Here is an 18412-nt window from a genome sequence, read left to right as displayed (position 1 = left end):
GAAACAACAAAGGCCGCCCGAGGGCGGCCTTTGCATTTGGTGAGGCGCGGGAAGATCAGCGCTTCATCGAGTTGAAGAACTCGTCGTTGGACTTGGTGTTCTTCATCTTGTCGAGCATGAACTCCATCGCGGTCAGCTCGTCCATCGGATGCAGCAGCTTGCGCAGGATCCAGATCTTCGAAAGCATGTCCGGCTCGATCAGCAGGTCTTCGCGGCGGGTGCCGGAGCGGTTGATGTCGATGGCCGGGTACACGCGCTTCTCGGAGATGCGGCGGGACAGGTGCACTTCCATGTTGCCGGTGCCCTTGAACTCCTCGTAGATCACCTCGTCCATCTTGCTGCCGGTGTCGGTCAGCGCGGTGGCGATGATGGTCAGGCTGCCGCCTTCTTCCACGTTACGTGCGGCACCGAAGAAGCGCTTCGGGCGCTGCAGGGCGTTGGCGTCCACACCACCGGTGAGCACCTTGCCGGAGCTGGGCACCACGGTGTTGTAGGCACGGGCCAGGCGGGTGATCGAGTCGAGCAGGATCACCACGTCCTTCTTGTGCTCGACCAGGCGCTTGGCGCGCTCGATCACCATTTCGGCTACCTGCACGTGGCGCACGGCCGGCTCGTCGAAGGTGGAGCTGATCACTTCAGCGCGCACCGTGCGGGCGATTTCCGTCACTTCTTCCGGGCGCTCATCGATCAACAACATGATCAGGTGAGCATCGGGATGGTTGTACGTGATGGCCTGCGCGATGTTCTGCAGCATCATCGTCTTACCGGACTTCGGCTGGGAGACGATCAGGCCACGCTGGCCGCGGCCGATAGGTGCGACCAGGTCGAGGATGCGGCCGGTGATGTCCTCACTGGAACCGTTGCCGCGCTCAAGCTTGAAAGCCTTGCGCGGGAACAGAGGGGTGAGGTTCTCGAACAACATCTTGTTCTTCGACGCCTCCGGCGGATCGCCGTTGATGTCGTCGACCTTGAGCATGGCGAAGTAACGCTCGCCTTCCTTCGGATGGCGCACGCGTCCGGTGATGTAGTCGCCGGTACGCAGGTTGAAGCGGCGGATCTGGCTGGGCGAGACGTAGATGTCGTCTGGGCCGGCCAGGTAGGACTCGTCCGCCGAGCGCAGGAAGCCGAAGCCGTCCTGCAGGATTTCCAGCACGCCCTCGGCCCAGATGCCACCGCCGGAGCGGGCATGTGCCTTGAGGATGTTGAAGACCACGTCCTGCTTGCGGGCACGCGCCACACCTTCCTGCACGCCCAGCGATTCGGCGAATTCCAGCAACTGGATCGCGTTCTTGCGCTTGAGTTCGGTCAGGTTGATCAGGCGGTCGTTGCTGCCGGCATCGGCGTATTCGTCGTCCACCGGCAGGCCATTGGGGTTGCGCGGGGCGCCACCTTGGCCGCCGCCCGGGCCGCCCGGGCCGCGCGGCTGGTTGCGCTCATGGCGACGGCGACGCCCTCGACCATCGCGGTCGTTGCGGTTGTTGAAACCCTGGTTGCCACCACCACCCTGCTGTTGGCCGCCTTCGCGAGCCTCCTGCTGGGGTTGGCGCTGGCCGCCATCGCCTTGCTGCGGAGCGGACTCGGCAGCCGGAGCGGGGCTGGATGCCGGCGCTTCGGAGGGCGGTGCCGCGCGCTCAACACGCTCGACACGCTCAACCGGCGGAAGCGGTGGCATGTCCAGCTGGGCCTGCTTTTCGGCCCTGGCTTCTGCCCTGGCTTCGGCCGCAGCTGCAGCGGCGGCCGCGGACTTGCGCGGTGCGCGCGTTCGGGGCTCGGCCACAGGTTTGGCGTCGGCGCTCTTGGCGTCGGTGGATTCTTTGCTTTCTATATCGGACACGGGCAAACCTCTGCGGGGCGCCGTTAATAACAGGAGGGAGGGTTGCGTTGCGCGGACGGCGCGGGGGACAGGACTGTCCCGACTGACGCTTGAAATCTAGCACCCCGCCTGCGGCGCCGTAAAGCGCCGCAGTGGGCAAAATTCAGAAAAGTTTAAATCGCCTTGTCGATCATCTGGGCCAACTGGCCCTTGCTGACCGCACCGATCTGGGTGGCTTCGACCTTGCCGTTCTTGAACACCATCAGGGTCGGAATGCCGCGAACGCCGTAGTTGCGGGGCGTCTTCTGGTTGTGGTCGATGTTGATCTTGGCGATACGCAGCTTGCCTTCGTACTGCTTGGCCAGCTCGTCCAGAATGGGGGCAATGGCCTTGCAGGGGCCGCACCACTCAGCCCAGAAGTCCAGCAGCACGGGGGTATCGGACTTGAGCACTTCCTGCTCGAAGGCATCGTCGCTTGTATGGGTAATCAGGTCGCTCACCGGGGTCTCCGAAGGTAGGCGGGAAAAGGGTTTCACGACCTCGCGCCCAGCATCGGCTACACTGGGGTGCCCATGAAGCGCGGGGTCGTACCGGAAAGGAAGGCTGGTGCCATTGCGGCAGGTCTCCATTCCAGCCTAACTCGGGGCACGATTCAAGCGATTCAAGGGCAGTCACGGACGGTTCCGTTGACATAGGTGAAAGGGTTTCCCTTTGGGGCCAAGGCCTTAGGCCTAATAGTCCTTTCACCTATGCCAGCGGAGCTGTCGAAATACTGCCGCTCCCTCCGGCGCCAACCATGGCAATGTGTTGCCGGCACGCGCGATCTAGACGATTCCGCCTGCCGCCATGCCCTCTGGCCGCGCTGATCATCCACCCGTTCCTTGTAGCGTCTCATCGGCAAGGAGCCAGGCGGCCGCTTCGGCGCTGCCTGCACCAGAGTTCCCATTAGCAATGTCTCAAACCGTACTCACTGATACTTTTTTCACCAATTTCGATCTCCAACCGCTGCTGCAGAAGGGCCTCGACGAGGCAGGCTTCACGCGCTGCACGCCGATCCAGGCGCTGACCCTGCCGGTCGCGCTCGCCGGCCGCGACGTAGCGGGCCAGGCCCAGACCGGCACAGGCAAAACCTGCGCGTTCCTGGTGGCGATGATGAATCGCCTGCTGACCACGCCGGCCGTGGCCGAGCGCAAGGACAGCGATCCGCGAGCCCTGGTGATCGCCCCGACCCGCGAGCTGGCCATTCAGATCGAGAAGGACGCCAAGGCCATCGGTCGCTATACCGGCCTGCGCACCGCGCTCATCTATGGCGGCGTCGATTACGACAAGCAGCGCCAGCAGCTCAAGGACGGCTGCGACATTATCATCGCCACGCCGGGCCGCATGCTCGACTACTACAAGCAGCACGTGTTCAGCCTCGACGCCGTCGAGGTGATGGTGATCGACGAAGCCGACCGCATGTTCGACCTCGGCTTCATCAAGGACGTGCGCTTCATCTTCCGCCGCCTGCCTGCCCGCGAGCAGCGCCAGGTGCTGCTGTTCTCCGCCACGCTCAGCCATCGCGTGCTGGAGCTGGCTTACGAGCACATGCACAACGCCGAGAAGCTGGAAGTGGAGACGGAAAACGTCACCGCCGATCGCGTGCGCCAGCTGGTCTACTTCCCCGCCAAGGAAGAGAAGATGCCGCTGCTGCTCAACCTGCTCGACCGCACCAAGGCCGAGCGCAGCATCATCTTCGTCAACACCAAGGCGGCCGCCGAGCGCATTACCGATCGCGTGAAGCGCCAGGGCTATCGTGTTGGCGCGCTTTCGGGCGATGTACCGCAGCTCAAGCGCCAAAAGCTGCTGCAGCGTTTCCAGGAAGGTCAGCTCGACATGCTGGTGTGCACCGACGTGGCCGCGCGCGGCCTGCACATTCCGGCAGTGAGCCACGTGTTCAACTACGACCTGCCGCAGGATGCCGAGGACTACGTGCATCGCATCGGCCGCACCGCTCGCCTGGGTGCCGACGGCGACGCCATCAGCTTCGCCTGCGACCTGTACGCGATGAGCCTGCCGGACATCGAGACTTACATCGGCCAGCGCATTCCGGTGGCAAACATCGAGTCGGACATGCTGGTGATGCCGAAGCCGCGCGAGCAGGACGCGCAGTTCATCGCGGACGTCGCCGCCGACAGCGCCGCATTTGGCGACAAAGTGGAAGCGCGCGAGAAGGACGGTGCGCCGCGCAAGGGTCCGCGCAGCCGCAGCGGCGATCGTCCGCACGGCGACAAGCCGCGTGAGCCGCGCAAGCCGCGTGTCGAAGTCGCTGCCGAAGCCAGCGTTGAAGTGGCCGCTACGCCCGTCGGACATGCCGGTACACCGGGTGATGATGCCACTGCCGACAGTGCAGAGCGCAAGCGCCGTCGTCGTCGTGGTGGTCGCAATCGTCGCCGCGACGGCGAGGTGGCGACCACCGAAGTGGCTGCCAGCACCGTAGCCGAAGATGGCCGCACGCCACGTGGCGAACGCCGCCCGTCGCGTGAGCGCGGTGGTGCGGATACGGGCCATTCGCGTCCGTCGCGCCAGGTGGCGATCACCTCCGGCGTGGCAGCGGAAGGCACGCATAAGAAGGTCGGCTTCTTCCGCCGCCTGAGCCGTTTCTTCACCGGCCGCTGAGGCACCGGCTCAGCAGTGCGCTTGCATCGGACTGTCGCGGGCTGAACCCGCGGCAGCCGATCCGCATAAAGCGCCTGACCTTCTCGCTTGCTTCCCTTATCCTTGTCGCCAATGCGACATCCGGGATCGGGGACACGCGGTGATCCGCTTCGACCAAGTCAGCAAGCGCTATGAAGGTGGCCACGAGGCCTTGTCGCAACTTTCTTTTGAAGTGGCGACGGGCGAGATGGCTTTTGTCACTGGTCACTCCGGGGCCGGCAAGAGCACCTTGCTCAAGCTGCTGGGCCTGATCGAGCGCCCTTCGCATGGCGTGATCACGCTCGATGGCCAAAACCTGGCCAAAGTTGGCCGCACCGGTATTCCCAAGTGGCGCCGCCGCCTCGGCATGGTGTTCCAGGACCATCGCCTGCTGATGGATCGCACCGTATTCGCCAATGTAGAGCTGCCGCTGATGATCGGCGGCATGGCGCCGAGCGAACGCAGCAAGCGCGTGCGCGCCGCGCTGGAAAAGGTGGGCCTGCTTGCCTACGAACGCCAGCTGCCTGCGACGCTTTCCGCGGGTGAGCAGCAGCGGGTGGGCATTGCCCGCGCCATCGTGGCCAAGCCCATGCTGCTGATCGCCGATGAACCCACCGGCAATCTCGACCCCACGCTGGCAGTGGAGATCATGGGTCTGTTCGCCGAATTCCAGCAGGTGGGCACCACCGTGCTGATCGCCAGCCACGACCTGCCGCTGATCAAGCGTATGAAGAAACGCGTGGTGGTACTGGATCACGGTCGGCTGGTAGCCGACGTGGCCGCTCAGGAGGTGCTGTGAGCACCCAGCCCGAAATCCCGCTCAACGAAAGTCCGCTGCTGTCCGATACCGCGACGCGCAGCGGTCGCAGTCGTTCGCGTCCGGTGGCGAGCTGGCGTGAACATCACGGCTGGAGCGCATCGGCCAGCCTGCGCCGACTCATGTCGCGCCCGGTTGGCACCTTGCTCACGGTCGCGGTGATGGCGATTGCGCTGGCGTTGCCGCTTACCTTCTACCTGCTGCTGGGCAACGTGCAGAAGATGGGCGACGCGCTGGGTCAGAACCAGACCATCAGCCTGTTCCTGCAGCCCGGCCAGAGCGCATCGTCAGCTGACCTGATGGCCAAAAAACTGCGTGACCATGCAGATGTCGCAACGGTCGCGGTGAAATCGCCGCAACAGGGCATGGACGAGCTGGCCAAGATGCAGGGCTTTTCCGGTGCACTGCACACTCTGGACAACAACCCGCTGCCCTACGTGCTTGAAGTGCTGCCCCAGCCGGGTGTGAGCGCCGATAGCGTCGACCGCCTGGTGGCCGACATGCGCGGCATGCACGGCGTAGACCAGGTGCAGGACGGCGGCACCTGGCGGCAACGGCTGGAAGCGCTGCTCGGCGTAGGCCAGCGCGCGGTGATGATTCTTGCCGTGCTGCTTGCCTTGGCGGTGCTGCTGGTGGTGGGCAATACAGTACGCGTGGATATCGCCAGCCGCAGCGAGGAGATTGGTGTGCTGATGCTGGTCGGTGCCAGCCGCGCCTTTGTGCGCCGGCCATATCTCTACGCGGGCATCTGGTACGGGCTGTTCAGTGGTGTGCTGGCGGCGGGTTTCGCGGTGCTGGTGGAGTTGGCGCTGGCCGACCCGGTGGCCCGCCTGGGCCATGTCTACGCCGGCAAGCTGCAGATCGATGTGCTTCCGATATGGTTGCTGGCTGCTGTGCCGGTGGCCGCTGCGGTGCTCGGTTGGCTGGGCGCGCGGCTGGTAAGTGCCTGGCAATTGCGCAAGGCAGCTTGAACCGTGCGCGTGCTCACGGCCGCGCGGGGGTTGTAATGAGAGGGTTGAATTGCCGGTGCAACATGCCGGCCCATGGGAACGCGGTGCGGGGAGGTTGCACTGGTACGCCGCTGGCAAGGAGTGTTGGCAAGCACGTGGGTGACAGGGAATGAGTGCAAGTTTCAGCAGTCGACTGGTGGGAACGGCGCCCAGGGTACTGGTGGTGGACGGCTCCAAGGTGGTGCGCCAGCTGATCGCCCGAGTGCTGAAGGCGGAATTGCCCGAGGCCGAGGTGGTGGGTGCCGGTACTGGCGCAGAGGCAAAGGAACTACTCGAGGGCGGTGCCTTCGACTTCATCACCATCGCGTTGCGCCTGCCCGACGTGGACGGGCTCGAGCTGGCGCGCCATGTGCGTGAGTCTGCCGCGCAGGCGTACGTGCCCATCGTGGTGGTGTCGGGCGATGTTGACGATCGTTTGCACAATCGCACGCTGGGCGGGCACGTCACCGATTATTTCGACAAGTCGCTGGGCTTCCAGGCGCTGGCGGAATTCATCCGCGGTTATGTGCGGCCTTCGGATTCGGCACAGGGCGAAGTGCTGTACGTGGAAGACAGTCGCGTGGTGGCGCTGGCCACGCGCCGCATCCTCGAGAAGCATGGCCTGACCGTGCATCACGTCATCAGTGCGGAAGACGCACTGACCCTGCTGGATACCGCGCGGGCGCAGCAGACAGTGGGTGCCGACATCGTGCTTACCGACGTGAGCCTCAAAGGAGAGCTCACTGGCGGCGACCTGCTGGAACGCATCCGTCGTGACTACGGCTATGGCAAGGGTCGCTTGCCGGTGCTGGTGATGACTGGCGACGAGAACCCGGCCAACCAGGCTGCACTGCTGCGCGCTGGCGCCAACGACCTCGTCGAGAAGCCCATCGAGGAGAGGCTGCTGATCACCAAGGTGCTGTTCCAGTTGCGTGTGTCGCAGCATCAGCGCGCCACCGACGAGGCGGCATGACCGAGGATCGCATCAAGCTTGATCCGTCCTGGAAAGCACGCATCGGGGACTATTTCGCCCGATCCGACATGCAAGCGCTCGCCGATTTCCTTCGTGCCGAAAAACAGGCTGGCAAAGTGATCTACCCGCCAGGGCCGGAAATCTTCGCCGCCTTCGATCACACGCCATTCGATGCGGTGCGCGTGGTGATCCTGGGCCAGGATCCGTACCACGGGCCGAATCAGGCGCATGGCCTGTGTTTCTCCGTGCGGCCGGGCGTGCCGTCGCCGCCCTCGCTGCAGAACATCTTCAAGGAGATTCGGCGCGACCTGGGTGCCGTCTCGCCGGATCACGGTTGCCTCACTCCCTGGGCCGACCGCGGCGTGCTGTTGCTCAACGCCGTTTTGACGGTGGAGCAGGGGCTGGCCGCCTCGCATCAGGGCAAGGGGTGGGAGGGTTTCACCGATGCCGCCATCGACGCGCTCAACCGGGAGCGCGAAGGGCTGGTCTTCATGCTTTGGGGGTCCTACGCCCAGCGCAAAGGCCAGTTGATCGACGGCAATCGTCATTGCGTTCTGCGGTCGGTGCACCCATCTCCTTTATCGGCGCACCGGGGTTTTATCGGTTGCGGGCACTTCTCGGCGGCAAACCAGTATCTGGAAAGCCGCGGCGTGGCGCCCATCGACTGGTCCCTGCCGCCCCGCGCCGAGCTGCGCTGAACGGGCTTTTCACTCCTCCTGAACCGCCCGGCCGCCATAGTGCTACCTCCCCTGGGGTGCCCGCTGGACGAGTGCCCTAAATTCCTGTACTATGTAGTTCATCAAAGGGCCCTGGAACTCTCTGGGCCCTTTAGCACTCCCAACACCCGAGTGCTAAGCTGATTCCCTCACAGGAGGTTCCACACATGTCTCAAGCTTTGGTGACCGCCAACCTGCCGGTGCCGAGTGTCGTTGGCAGTCTGGATGCGTATATTTCGGCGGTCCATCGGATCCCGGTGCTGAGCCAGGATGAAGAGCAGTCGCTGTCGCGGCGCTTCAACGAGGCCAACGACCTGGGGTCGGCCCGCCAGCTGGTGATGTCGCACCTGCGCTTCGTGGTCCATGTGGCCCGTGGCTACAGCGGCTACGGCCTGCAGCTGTCCGACCTCATTCAGGAAGGCAACATCGGCCTGATGAAGGCTGTAAAGCGTTTCGACCCCGACCAGGGCGTGCGTCTGGTCAGTTTCGCCGTGCACTGGATTCGCGCTGAAATGCACGAGTTCATCCTGCGCAACTGGCGCATCGTGAAGGTCGCCACCACCAAGGCGCAGCGCAAGCTGTTCTTCAACCTGCGCAAGAGCAAGAAGCGCCTGGGCTGGATGAACGCCGAGGAAGTGCGCACCGTGGCCAAGGACCTGGGTGTACCGGAAGCGACCGTGCGCGAGATGGAATCGCGCCTGTCGGGCCGTGACATCGGTTTCGAGGCTCCGGCCGACGCCGACGAGGACGCCAAGCCGGCGCCGGAAGCTTTCCTGATTGACGATGGCGCGGACCCGTACGACAACGTGTCCGATGCCGACCAGGCCGACAACCAACTCGACACGCTGTCGAATGCGTTGCGGAAACTGGACGAGCGTTCGCGCGACATTATCCAGCGCCGCTGGTTGAACGAAGACAAGGCCACGCTGCAGGATCTTGCTAATGAGTACGGCGTCTCGGCCGAACGCATCCGTCAGGTCGAGGCCAACGCCATGAAGAAGATGCGCGGCCTGTTCGCCGCCTGATTCTCCCGTTAGGCGTAACATGCCAACGGCCCCTCTCGGGGCCGTTTGGCTTTGCGGAGACATGGCTGGCTCCGTGCCCTTGGATCGGATTTTCATAGCCCTCACGCCATGCCCCGAGTGTTGGTCATCGAAGACGACGAAACCACGGCGCGCGAGATCGTTGCGGAATTGAGCGTGCACGGGATGGTGGCCGACTGGGTCGCCGACGGCCGCGAAGGTCTCGCCCACGCCACACAAGGCGACTACGACCTGGTGACGCTGGACCGCATGCTGCCGGGCATGGACGGCATCGACGTGGTGGCCGAGTTGCGCCGCGCCAAGGTGGACACACCGGTGCTGATGATCAGCGCACTCAGCGACGTCGATGAGCGGGTGCGGGGCCTGCGCGCGGGTGGCGATGATTACCTGACAAAGCCCTTCGCGCCCGACGAAATGGCCGCACGCGCCGAAGTACTGTTGCGCCGACGTCAGCCGCAGGTCGCGCAACGGTTACGCGTGGCGGATCTCGAACTCGACCTGGTCAGCCACGTTGCGTATCGCCATGGCCAACCGTTGACGTTGCTACCCACCGAATATCGCCTGCTGGAATTCCTCATGCGCAACTCAGGCCAGGTGCTGACGCGCACCATGATCTTCGAGACTGTGTGGGGTTTCCATTTCGATCCGGGTACCAACGTGATCGACGTACACATCGCGCGGTTGCGCCGCAAGATCGACGGCACTGGCCAGCCGTCATTGATCCACACGGTGCGCGGCACCGGCTACATGCTGGCCACCACGTTCGAAACCACTCCGGTGACGTCATGAACGCACGGCCTAACGCCTGGCATTCGGCTACTTCACGCCTGATCCTGATTTACGGCGCGCTGTTCGTGCTGTGGGGTTTCGTGCTGGTCAGCGTGATCCAGTGGGAAACCACGCGCTATCTCAACAACGTGATCGATCAGATGCTGGCGCAGCGCATGCACTACATCGCATCGACCGACGCCGATCGAATGGCTGCCACGGTGGATGCGGCCAGCAAGATCGATCCGCACGGCATCATGTCGGTGGGCCTGTTCGATCGCGAGCATCGCCCTATGGCCGGCAACATCGATACGCTGCCAAGGTCGCTGCCGCGCGATGGTCAGGTGCATCAGCTCAAGCGCGGCTTGCCGCGCCCAGATCGCGATGCCGAGCGGGTACGTGCACGCGGGCTCGCGGCGACACTGCCCAACGGCGAGATCCTGGTCATCGCCAAGGACACCAGCACTATTGATGGCATCGGCGCGATCATTCGCCGTGCGTTGCTGTGGGGCATCTCGCTGACCATCATCCCCGGCCTGCTTGGCGGCTTCCTGCTGCGGCGCGGGCCGGAGAAGCGCATCCGGGCGTTGCAGGAGGCGACCGATCCGATCCGCCAGGGCGATCTTTCCAAGCGTTTGCCGGTGAGCCGGCGTGGCGACGAGGTCGATCAGCTGGCCGGTATCGTCAACACCATGCTCGGTGAGATCGAGCGACTGATGAATGAAGTGAAGGGCGTGTGTGACAACATCGCGCACGACCTGCGCACGCCACTCACACGCTTGCGAGCGCGCCTGTATCGCGCGCAGCAGCAATTGGATGGGCAACCCGAGGCGGCGCTGGTGGAAGCCTGCATGCTCGACATCGATGCCGTGCTGACGCGCTTCCGCGCACTGTTGCGCGTTTCCGAGCTGGAAGACCGCAACCGCGCTGCGTGTTTCGATGAAGTGGATGTCGGTCAGGTGCTGCGCCAGGTGCACGAGTTCTATGCGCCGGTGGCGGAGGATCGCGGTCAGCCATTCGATTTGGACATCCAAACGGTGGCGCCCATCCGCGCCGACGCGCACCTGTTGTTCGAGGCGCTGGCCAATCTCGTGGGCAACGCAATCAAGTTCACACCGCCTGGCGGCCGGGTGAGCCTGCGCGCCAGCATGGACAAGCGTGGGCCGCGAGTGGACGTCATCGACAGCGGTCCGGGCATTCCCGCCGACGAACGTGACGCCGTGACCCGGCGCTTCTATCGTGGCGATAACAGCCGAGTCACCACGGGCTCGGGCCTGGGTTTGAGTATCGTCAGCGCCATTGTGCGACTGCACGGTTATGCGCTGGATATTGGCGAGGCCACTGGTGGCGCGCGTCTCACGCTGTATTGCTATCCGCTCACGCCGGGTGAGAAACCGGGTACCTGCCTGTCGCGATCCGTGCCGGAGGTTGCTCCGCTGTCGGCGTGAGCGTTTGTGCCTGGCCGGCTTGGGTTGGTATGCCGGTTGTACAGCGCTTCTCGATGGCGTCTTTGGTCGCGACGGTTATACACAGCGGGTGTTTTGACTACCTGCGCGCGGCCTAATTGCGCGCTCCTGCTCCTTCTCCCCTCCGGGGAGAAGGTTGGGATGAGGGGCGGGTGCTTGCGATAACGCGGCAACCGAGTGATATCGCCAGCGTGCCGCTTACGACCGAAGGAAGTCCCCGTGGGACGCAGCGGGCGTTTCGACTGCCTGCCGGCAGCCGAGTCACTTTTCTTTGCTGGCCCAAAGAAAAGTAACCCAAAGAAATGGCCTTCAAGAGCTGGCAGTGGAGTGATGAATAAAAGCTTAGGGGTCAGAGGCAAGCTGAGAGAGACGTCGCGCTGCCTACAGACCGTGGCTACCCCGCGGCGCGTCGAAACGCAGAAGACTTAAAGCGTTAGCGTGACTGCACGCTTTAAGCCCTCACCGCGCTGGCGCCCCGCGGTGTAGCCACTGTGTATCGCCATGGGCGGTCAGCGCAGGTTGCGCGGAACTTTTCAGGCTTGTATCCCTCGGTATGCTGCCGGTACCTCACCGTCTCGACGCCCCGCGGTATAGCCGCAGTGTCTAACCTTGGGCTGCGAACCATTCGACCGACGAAGCCTTCCAAGCTTGTATCCCACACACTGCTGCGAGCTCGTCGGGCGCTTTCTTTGGGCTACGTTTCTTTGAGCCAGCAAAGAAAGGTGGCTCGGCCGACGGCAGGCGGTCGAAACGCCCGCTGCGTAAGCGGCAAGCTGGCGAAAGCGCTCGATTGTCGCCTACCGCAAGCACCCGCCCCTCATCCCAACCTTCTCCCCAAAGGGGAGAAGGAGCAGTAGCGAGCTAGTAGGCCACGCCAGGTGATCGAAACGTCCGCCGCGCAGGTCGCAGCCTGGCGGCAGCGCCATAGATAAACCGCACCAACCACCAACATGAAGATATCTTCATGCGCCGAGGTGATCCACGCACATCAAGCGCGTGCGAAAATTTGCCGCGACGCATCATTCGCGCACGGAAGTCCCCCGCATGCTTGGCATCGTCCGGATCGCGCTCACGCGGCCCTACACCTTTATTGTCCTTGCTCTATCCATCCTGATCTTCGGTGCCATGGCGGCGATACGCACGCCCACTGACATCTTCCCCGAGATCAACATCCCGGTGATCGCGGTGGCGTGGCAGTTCACTGGCATGACGCCCGACCAGATGGCCGGACGCATGAACACGCCCTTCGAACGCGTGCTCACTACCACGGTGAACGACATCGAGCACATCGAGTCGGAATCGCTCAATGGCATGGGCATCACCAAGATCTTCTTCCAGCCAGGCGCGAACATCGCGGTAGCGAATGCGCAGGTAACGTCCATTGCGCAGACGCTGCTCAAGCAGATGCCACCGGGTGCGACGCCGCCGCTGATCGTCAACTACAACGCGTCCACCGTGCCGATTTTGCAGCTGGCGCTGTCGGGCAAGGGCCTGAGCGAGCAGCAGCTGGGTGACCTTGGCCTCAACCTGCTGCGTCCGCAGTTGGTGACGGTGCCGGGTGCGGCGATTCCTTATCCGTTCGGCGGCAAGACGCGACAGATCCAGCTCGACGTCGACCCCGCCGCGCTGCAGGCGCGTGGGCTCTCCGCGCAGGACGTGGCCAATGCGCTGGCGGCCCAGCAGCAGATCAGCCCCATCGGCACGCAGAAGATCGGCAAGTACGAGTACGTGATGCTGCTCAACAATGCAGCAGAGCGCGTGGCGGAGCTGGAAAACCTGCCGATCAAGAACGTCAACGGCGCGACCATCTACATCCGCGACGTGGCGCATGTGCGTGATGGCAATCCACCGCAGACCAACATCGTGCACGTCGATGGCGTGCGCTCGACGCTGTTGTCGGTGCTGAAGAACGGTTCTACCTCCACGCTCGCCATCGTGGCTGGTGTGCGTGACAGGCTGGCCGGCATGAAGGACGCGTTGCCGGACAATTTGACCGTGACGCCCATTGGCGACCAGTCAGTGTTCGTGCGCGCTTCCATCAATGGCGTGATCCGCGAAGGCGTGATTGCCGCTGCGCTGACCAGCCTGATGATTCTGTTGTTCCTGGGTAGCTGGCGCTCGACACTGATCATTGCGACATCGATTCCGCTCGCGGTGCTCGGCTCGGTGTTCACACTGTCGGCCATGGGCCAGACGCTCAACATCATGACGCTGGGCGGCCTTGCGCTTGCTGTTGGCATCCTGGTGGATGAGGCCACAGTGACCATCGAGAACATCAATTGGCACCTGGAGCAGGGCAAGGATGTGATCACGGCGATCGTCGATGGTTCGGCGCAGATCATCGTGCCGGCATTCGTGTCGCTGCTGTGCATCTGCATCGTGTTCGTGCCGATGTTCTTCCTGCCTGGCGTGGCGCGTTACCTGTTCGTGCCGATGGCCGAGGCAGTGATCTTCGCGATGATCTTCTCGTTCATCCTGTCGCGCACGCTGGTGCTGACGATGGCCAAGTACCTGCTGCACGCACATCCGCCGACCGTGGACGAGCATGGCCAGCATCTTCCGCTGCCGTCGCCGAAATCGGCGCTGGGCCGTTTCCAGCGCGGCTTCGTGGACCGGTTCGAGGTCTTCCGTGCGGGCTACAGCGGCATGCTCAACCTCGCACTGAACCACCGCAAGATTTTCGTGACGGGCTTCCTTGGCTTTGTATTGCTGTCGTTCCTGCTGCTGCCGGGACTAGGCAGCAACTTCTTCCCCGACGTTGACGGCGGCCAGATCCTCGTTCATGCACGCGCGCCGATAGGTTCGCGCGTGGAAGTGACGTCCGCCGAATTCGCGAACATCCAGAAGGCCATCCGACAGGTCATTCCACCGGATGAGCTGGAGGCCGTGGTCGACAACGTTGGCCAGTACGTCAGCTCGATCAACACGATCTACAACAATACCGGACAGATCGGTGAGCAGGATGGCGACATCCAGATCTCGCTGAAGGAAGGGCATCGTCCGAGTGCGGAGTACGTGCAGATCCTGCGCGAGAAGTTGCCGCGACTGTTCCCGGGCACAGTGTTCTCGTTCCCGCCGGCGGATATCGTGGGCCAGATCCTCAATTTCGGATCGCCCGCACCGATCGACCTGCAGGTCCGCGGGTTCCATCTCGATCAGAATTTCGAGTACGCCAACCTGCTGCTCAACCACATCCGGAAAATCCCCGGCGTGGTGGACGCACGCATCCAGCAGTCGCAAGCGTCGCCGGCGTTCCGCGTCGATGTGGACCGCACGCGTGCCGGCCTGCTTGGCCTCACCGAGAACGATGTCACCAGCAGCCTGGTTGCCGATCTTTCCGGTACGTCGCAGGTGGCTCCCACGTTCTGGCTCAACCCCGACAACAACGTGACCTATCCGATCTCCGCGCAGGTGCCGCAGTACCGGTTGGATTCGCTGGCCTCGCTCGCGAACCTGCCCATCACGGCCAAGAGCGGTGGCAATTCGCAAGTGCTCGGTGCACTGGCCAATGTCACGCGCACGCACAGCAACACCGTGGTGAGCCAGTACAACATCCAGTCGATGGTGGAGATCTTCGCCACCACGCAGGGGCGTGACCTCGGTGCGGTAGCAGGCGACATCCAGCAGTTGCTGAAGGACAAGGCGAACTCCAAGCCCAAGGGCGCCAACATCGCGTTGCTTGGCCAGGTGCAGACCATGAACGATGCCTACTCGGGCCTGCTGCTGGGCCTGTTGGGTTCGGGCGTGCTGGTGTACCTGCTGATCGTGGTGAACTTCCAGTCGTGGACCGACCCGTTCGTGATCATCACCGCGCTGCCGGCTGCGCTGGCAGGCATTGTGTGGATGCTATTCGTCACGCGCACAACACTGTCGGTGCCGGCGCTTACCGGGGCCATCATGTGCATGGGTGTAGCCACCGCCAACTCGGTGCTGGTGGTGAGCTTCTGCCGCGAGCGTTTGGACGCGCACGGCGACGCCACGCTGGCGGCACGAGAAGCGGGTTTCGTGCGCTTCCGTCCGGTGTTGATGACAGCGCTGGCCATGATCATCGGCATGGTGCCGATGGCGCTGGGTCTTGGCGATGGTGGCGAACAGAACGCACCGCTTGGCCGTGCCGTGATCGGCGGTCTGATGTTCGCCACCACAGCCACCCTGATCTTCGTTCCCGTTGTCTTTTCCATTGTGCATGCGCGGCGTGGTCGCGCTTCCGATTCGGCCCCCGTTGCCGGAGAACCTGTCCATGTCTGAGCACCTTACTTCGCTACCCGAGTCGACACCGTCGCCGCGTCGACTGCGTCTCGCCGCACTGATCGGCGCCGTTCTCTTCGGCTCGATGGTGGTGATTGGCGTGGCGGTACGCATTTCCGACGCGCGCAGCCTGCGCCAGTGGACCGACGAGCAGGCCGTTCCCACGGTGGTGGTCACCACGCCCGAGGCCGGCAATGGCAAGTCGCCGCTGGAGCTTCCCGCGCAAATGGACGCCTATACCAATGCGCCCATCTACGCGCGCACCAGCGGTTACCTGAAGTCCTGGAACAAGGACATCGGTGCTACGGTGAAAGCGGGCGATCTGCTCGGCGAGATCGATACGCCTGATCTCGATCAGCAGCTCTTGCAGGCTCAGGCCGATCTCGCCAGCGCCAAGGCGAATGCCGTGCTGGCAGGGACCACAGCCAAGCGCTGGCAAGTGCTGCGTGCGACCGATCCTGATTCGGTATCGCAGCAGTCGGTGGATCAGTTCAATGGCGACTACGCGGCCAAGCAGGCGCAGACCAATGCGGCGCAGGCGAACCTCGATCGCCTGAAGGCGCTGAAGTCGTATGCACGCCTCGTGGCGCCGTTCGATGGCCGCGTGACGGCACGCAACACCGACGTGGGCGCGCTGGTTACCGCCGACAGCGGAGGCGGCGTGCCGCTGTTCCAGGTGTCTGACACGAGCAAGCTGCGTGCATACGTGCGCGTGCCGCAGGTGTATGCGCCCAGCATCCATCGTGGCGACGAGGCCACGCTCACGGTGCCCGAGTATCCGGGCAAGACCTTCACCGCGAAGGTCGAAGCCGATGCGCGCGCCATTTCGCCGACCTCGGGCACGACGCTGGTGCAGCTGCTGGTCGATAACCCCGATGGCAAGCTGCTGCCCAGCAGCTACGCGAGCATCAGCTTCAATATCGCTTCCGCCGCACTCGGCGTGCGCGTACCGGCAGAAGCGTTGATCTTCGACGACAAAGGGTTGCGCGTGGCCACGCTGGACGCGAATGACCAGGTGAAGTTCAAGACGGTGACGATCCGTCGGGATTACGGCAAGACCGTCGAGCTTGGCTCGGGCCTGGAGCCGGGCGACCGCGTGATCAGCAACCCGCCGGATGGCCTGATCGACGGCGACCCGGTGCGCATCGCCAAGAACCCGCAGTCGGCGGCAAAGCCCCATGAAAAAGCCTAAGCAACTCGCCGCGACGCTCGCCGTCACGCTCGCGCTCGGCGCGTGCTCGATGGCGCCCACCTACAAGCCGCCGGAAGCACCGGTGGCAGGGCAGTACCAGCCGACGGGTCCGTGGACCACCGCCGAGCCGGCCGACCAGTTGCCGCGCGAAGGATGGTGGAAGCTGTACGGCGATGCGCGTCTTGATGATCTGGAAGACCAGCTGCTGGTGCATAACGCCGATCTTGCCGCGGCATTTGCGAGCTATCAGCAGTCGCGCGATTTCCTGGCGCAGGTGCGTGCGGACCTGTTCCCGCAGGTGTCACTTGGCGCCGGTGCCATTCGCAATCGGCAGTCCAGCAATTCCGCGCTGCGCGGCGTCACTTCGCCCACCTGGTACGACAACTACTCAGTGACCGGCCAAGCCAGCTACGAAGTCGATTTGTGGGGCCGAGTGCGCGACAACGTGGCGTCGGGTCGTGCCTCGATGCAGGCGTCGGCAGCCGATCTTGCGTCGGTGCGTCTGAGCCTGGAAACCCAGCTGGCCGACAGCTATCTCGTGCTGGTGGGGCTGGATCGGCAGATCGACCTGTTGCAGAAGAGCGTGGACGCCTACCAGCGCGCGCTGCAGCTGACCAAGGCGCTGCAGAGCGGCGGCGCGGTGTCTGGTCTCGACGTGGATCGCGCGCAGACCCAGCTGTCCTCCACGCGCTCGCAGCTGTCGCAGACCAAAGCGCAGCGTGACTTGTTGCAGCATGCGATCGCTGTGCTGGTGGGGCAGTCTGCCTCGACCTTCGCGATGGATGCCAAGACTGACCTGCCAGCGCTACCGGTAATTCCCATCGGGATACCGTCAACCTTGCTGCAGCGTCGTCCCGATATCGCCGCTGCGGAGCGCCGTACCGCGGAAGCGAATGCGCAGATTGGCGTAGCGCGTTCGGCCTTCTTTCCGTCTTTGACGCTGGGCGCCGCCGGCGGCTTCGCCAGCGGTGCGTGGGGCAATCTGCTGACCGCGCCCAGCCAGGTGTGGGCGTTGGGCCCGAGCCTGCTGATGGACGTGTTCGATGGCGGCCGCCGTCGTGCGCAGGTGGCCTCAGCGCATGCTGCCTTTGACGAAGAGAGTGCGCACTATCGCGGCACCGTGCTGACGGCCTTCCAGCAGGTGGAGGACAACCAGTCGCTGCTGACCAACTTTGGTAGCGCCATCGTCGATCAGCAGGATGCCACGGGCGCGGCAGACCGCACGCTCAAGATTTCGCTGAGCCTGTACAAGCAGGGCGCCAACAGTTACCTGGACGTGGTCACTGCGCAGGTGGCGGACCTTCAGGCGCACACGGACCTGCTTAGTCTGCAGACCAACCAGCTGCGTGCGAGTGTGCAGTTGGTGCGTGCGCTGGGTGGTGGCTGGTCGAATGATGAGATTGCGCCGGATCGACTTGCGCAGGATGAGAAGGCGCAGGCGAAGAATTGATGCCCGTTCTTCTGCAGGAGCGCACCCTGTGCGCGACCAATCTGACTCCAGTCTTTCCGATGTTGTCATCCCGGCGAAAGCTGGGATCCAGCGACTTTCGTTCTTAGTTCGACGCTACCGCCAGCTTGCCGCCTACGCGGCGGGCGTGTCGATCGCCTGCCGGCGACCGAGTCACTTTTCTTTTGCTGGCCCAAAAGAAAAGTAACCCAAAGAAAATGGCCTGAAGAGCTGGCAGCATTTCGAAGGATACCAGCCCGGTAA

At 63.7% G+C, this 18412-nt stretch carries 13 protein-coding genes; 11 read left to right on the top strand and 2 right to left on the bottom strand.

Annotated features, from left to right (window positions below; translation table 11 throughout):
• Positions 1-55: 55 nt before the first annotated feature.
• Complete coding sequence (gene rho, locus AC3CBN_RS01890) at positions 56-1834, bottom strand: transcription termination factor Rho (protein WP_488635138.1); 1779 nt, start codon at positions 1832-1834, stop codon at positions 56-58.
• A 152-nt stretch (positions 1835-1986) separates the two neighbouring features.
• Positions 1987-2313, bottom strand: a complete 327-nt coding sequence (gene trxA, locus AC3CBN_RS01885) for a thioredoxin TrxA (protein ID WP_488635137.1) — start codon at positions 2311-2313, stop codon at positions 1987-1989.
• Between the two features lie 451 nt (positions 2314-2764).
• Here trxA and rhlB point away from each other — a divergent pair, with 451 nt between their 5' ends.
• The 11 genes from rhlB (at position 2765) to AC3CBN_RS01830 (ending at position 18151) form a co-directional block, all read left to right on the top strand.
• Positions 2765-4471, top strand: coding sequence for an ATP-dependent RNA helicase RhlB (gene rhlB / locus AC3CBN_RS01880; protein WP_488635136.1), 1707 nt, complete (start codon positions 2765-2767; stop codon positions 4469-4471).
• A 139-nt stretch (positions 4472-4610) separates the two neighbouring features.
• Positions 4611-5288: a cell division ATP-binding protein FtsE gene (ftsE, locus tag AC3CBN_RS01875; RefSeq protein WP_488635135.1), complete on the top strand. Its 678-nt coding sequence runs from the start codon at positions 4611-4613 to the stop codon at positions 5286-5288.
• A complete protein-coding gene (gene ftsX, locus AC3CBN_RS01870) occupies positions 5285-6277 on the top strand; it encodes a permease-like cell division protein FtsX (RefSeq protein ID WP_488635134.1) in 993 nt (330 codons plus the stop codon). The genes ftsE and ftsX overlap by 4 nt, the downstream gene beginning before the upstream one ends.
• Before the next feature lie 148 nt (positions 6278-6425).
• Positions 6426-7268: a response regulator gene (locus tag AC3CBN_RS01865; protein WP_488635133.1), complete on the top strand. Its 843-nt coding sequence runs from the start codon at positions 6426-6428 to the stop codon at positions 7266-7268.
• Positions 7265-7966, top strand: coding sequence for a uracil-DNA glycosylase (gene ung, locus AC3CBN_RS01860; RefSeq protein WP_488635132.1), 702 nt, complete (start codon positions 7265-7267; stop codon positions 7964-7966). Before AC3CBN_RS01865 ends, ung begins: the two co-directional genes overlap by 4 nt.
• Before the next feature lie 185 nt (positions 7967-8151).
• Positions 8152-9009, top strand: coding sequence for an RNA polymerase sigma factor RpoH (gene rpoH / locus AC3CBN_RS01855; protein ID WP_488635131.1), 858 nt, complete (start codon positions 8152-8154; stop codon positions 9007-9009).
• Between the two features lie 108 nt (positions 9010-9117).
• A complete protein-coding gene (locus AC3CBN_RS01850; protein ID WP_488635130.1) occupies positions 9118-9816 on the top strand; it encodes a response regulator transcription factor in 699 nt (232 codons plus the stop codon).
• Positions 9813-11243 carry a sensor histidine kinase gene (locus AC3CBN_RS01845; RefSeq protein ID WP_488635129.1) on the top strand — a complete coding sequence of 477 codons (1431 nt, stop codon included), beginning with the start codon at positions 9813-9815 and terminating at the stop codon, positions 11241-11243. The genes AC3CBN_RS01850 and AC3CBN_RS01845 overlap by 4 nt, the downstream gene beginning before the upstream one ends.
• 1062 nt (positions 11244-12305) lie before the next feature.
• Entirely contained in the window at positions 12306-15509 is a 3204-nt protein-coding gene (locus tag AC3CBN_RS01840) for an efflux RND transporter permease subunit (RefSeq protein ID WP_488635128.1), read from the top strand.
• Positions 15502-16701, top strand: a complete 1200-nt coding sequence (locus AC3CBN_RS01835) for an efflux RND transporter periplasmic adaptor subunit (protein WP_488635127.1) — start codon at positions 15502-15504, stop codon at positions 16699-16701. The genes AC3CBN_RS01840 and AC3CBN_RS01835 overlap by 8 nt, the downstream gene beginning before the upstream one ends.
• The gene (locus tag AC3CBN_RS01830; protein ID WP_488635126.1) at positions 16688-18151 is read left to right on the top strand and encodes an efflux transporter outer membrane subunit; all 1464 of its coding nucleotides are present in this window, start codon (positions 16688-16690) and stop codon (positions 18149-18151) included. Before AC3CBN_RS01835 ends, AC3CBN_RS01830 begins: the two co-directional genes overlap by 14 nt.
• The last annotated feature ends 261 nt before the right edge of the window (positions 18152-18412 follow it).

It is taken from the genome of Dyella sp. OK584 (genome assembly GCF_057787755.1).
This window is presented reverse-complemented; position numbering and strand designations above follow the sequence as displayed.

Coding starts and splice junctions, on each gene's coding strand:
- rhlB (WP_488635136.1), top strand. CDS start 2,765: ATGTCTCAAACCGTACTCACTGATACTTTTTTCACCAATTTCGATCTC.
- AC3CBN_RS01865 (WP_488635133.1), top strand. CDS start 6,426: ATGAGTGCAAGTTTCAGCAGTCGACTGGTGGGAACGGCGCCCAGGGTA.
- ung (WP_488635132.1), top strand. CDS start 7,265: ATGACCGAGGATCGCATCAAGCTTGATCCGTCCTGGAAAGCACGCATC.
- rpoH (WP_488635131.1), top strand. CDS start 8,152: ATGTCTCAAGCTTTGGTGACCGCCAACCTGCCGGTGCCGAGTGTCGTT.
- AC3CBN_RS01850 (WP_488635130.1), top strand. CDS start 9,118: ATGCCCCGAGTGTTGGTCATCGAAGACGACGAAACCACGGCGCGCGAG.
- AC3CBN_RS01845 (WP_488635129.1), top strand. CDS start 9,813: ATGAACGCACGGCCTAACGCCTGGCATTCGGCTACTTCACGCCTGATC.
- AC3CBN_RS01840 (WP_488635128.1), top strand. CDS start 12,306: ATGCTTGGCATCGTCCGGATCGCGCTCACGCGGCCCTACACCTTTATT.
- AC3CBN_RS01835 (WP_488635127.1), top strand. CDS start 15,502: ATGTCTGAGCACCTTACTTCGCTACCCGAGTCGACACCGTCGCCGCGT.
- AC3CBN_RS01830 (WP_488635126.1), top strand. CDS start 16,688: ATGAAAAAGCCTAAGCAACTCGCCGCGACGCTCGCCGTCACGCTCGCG.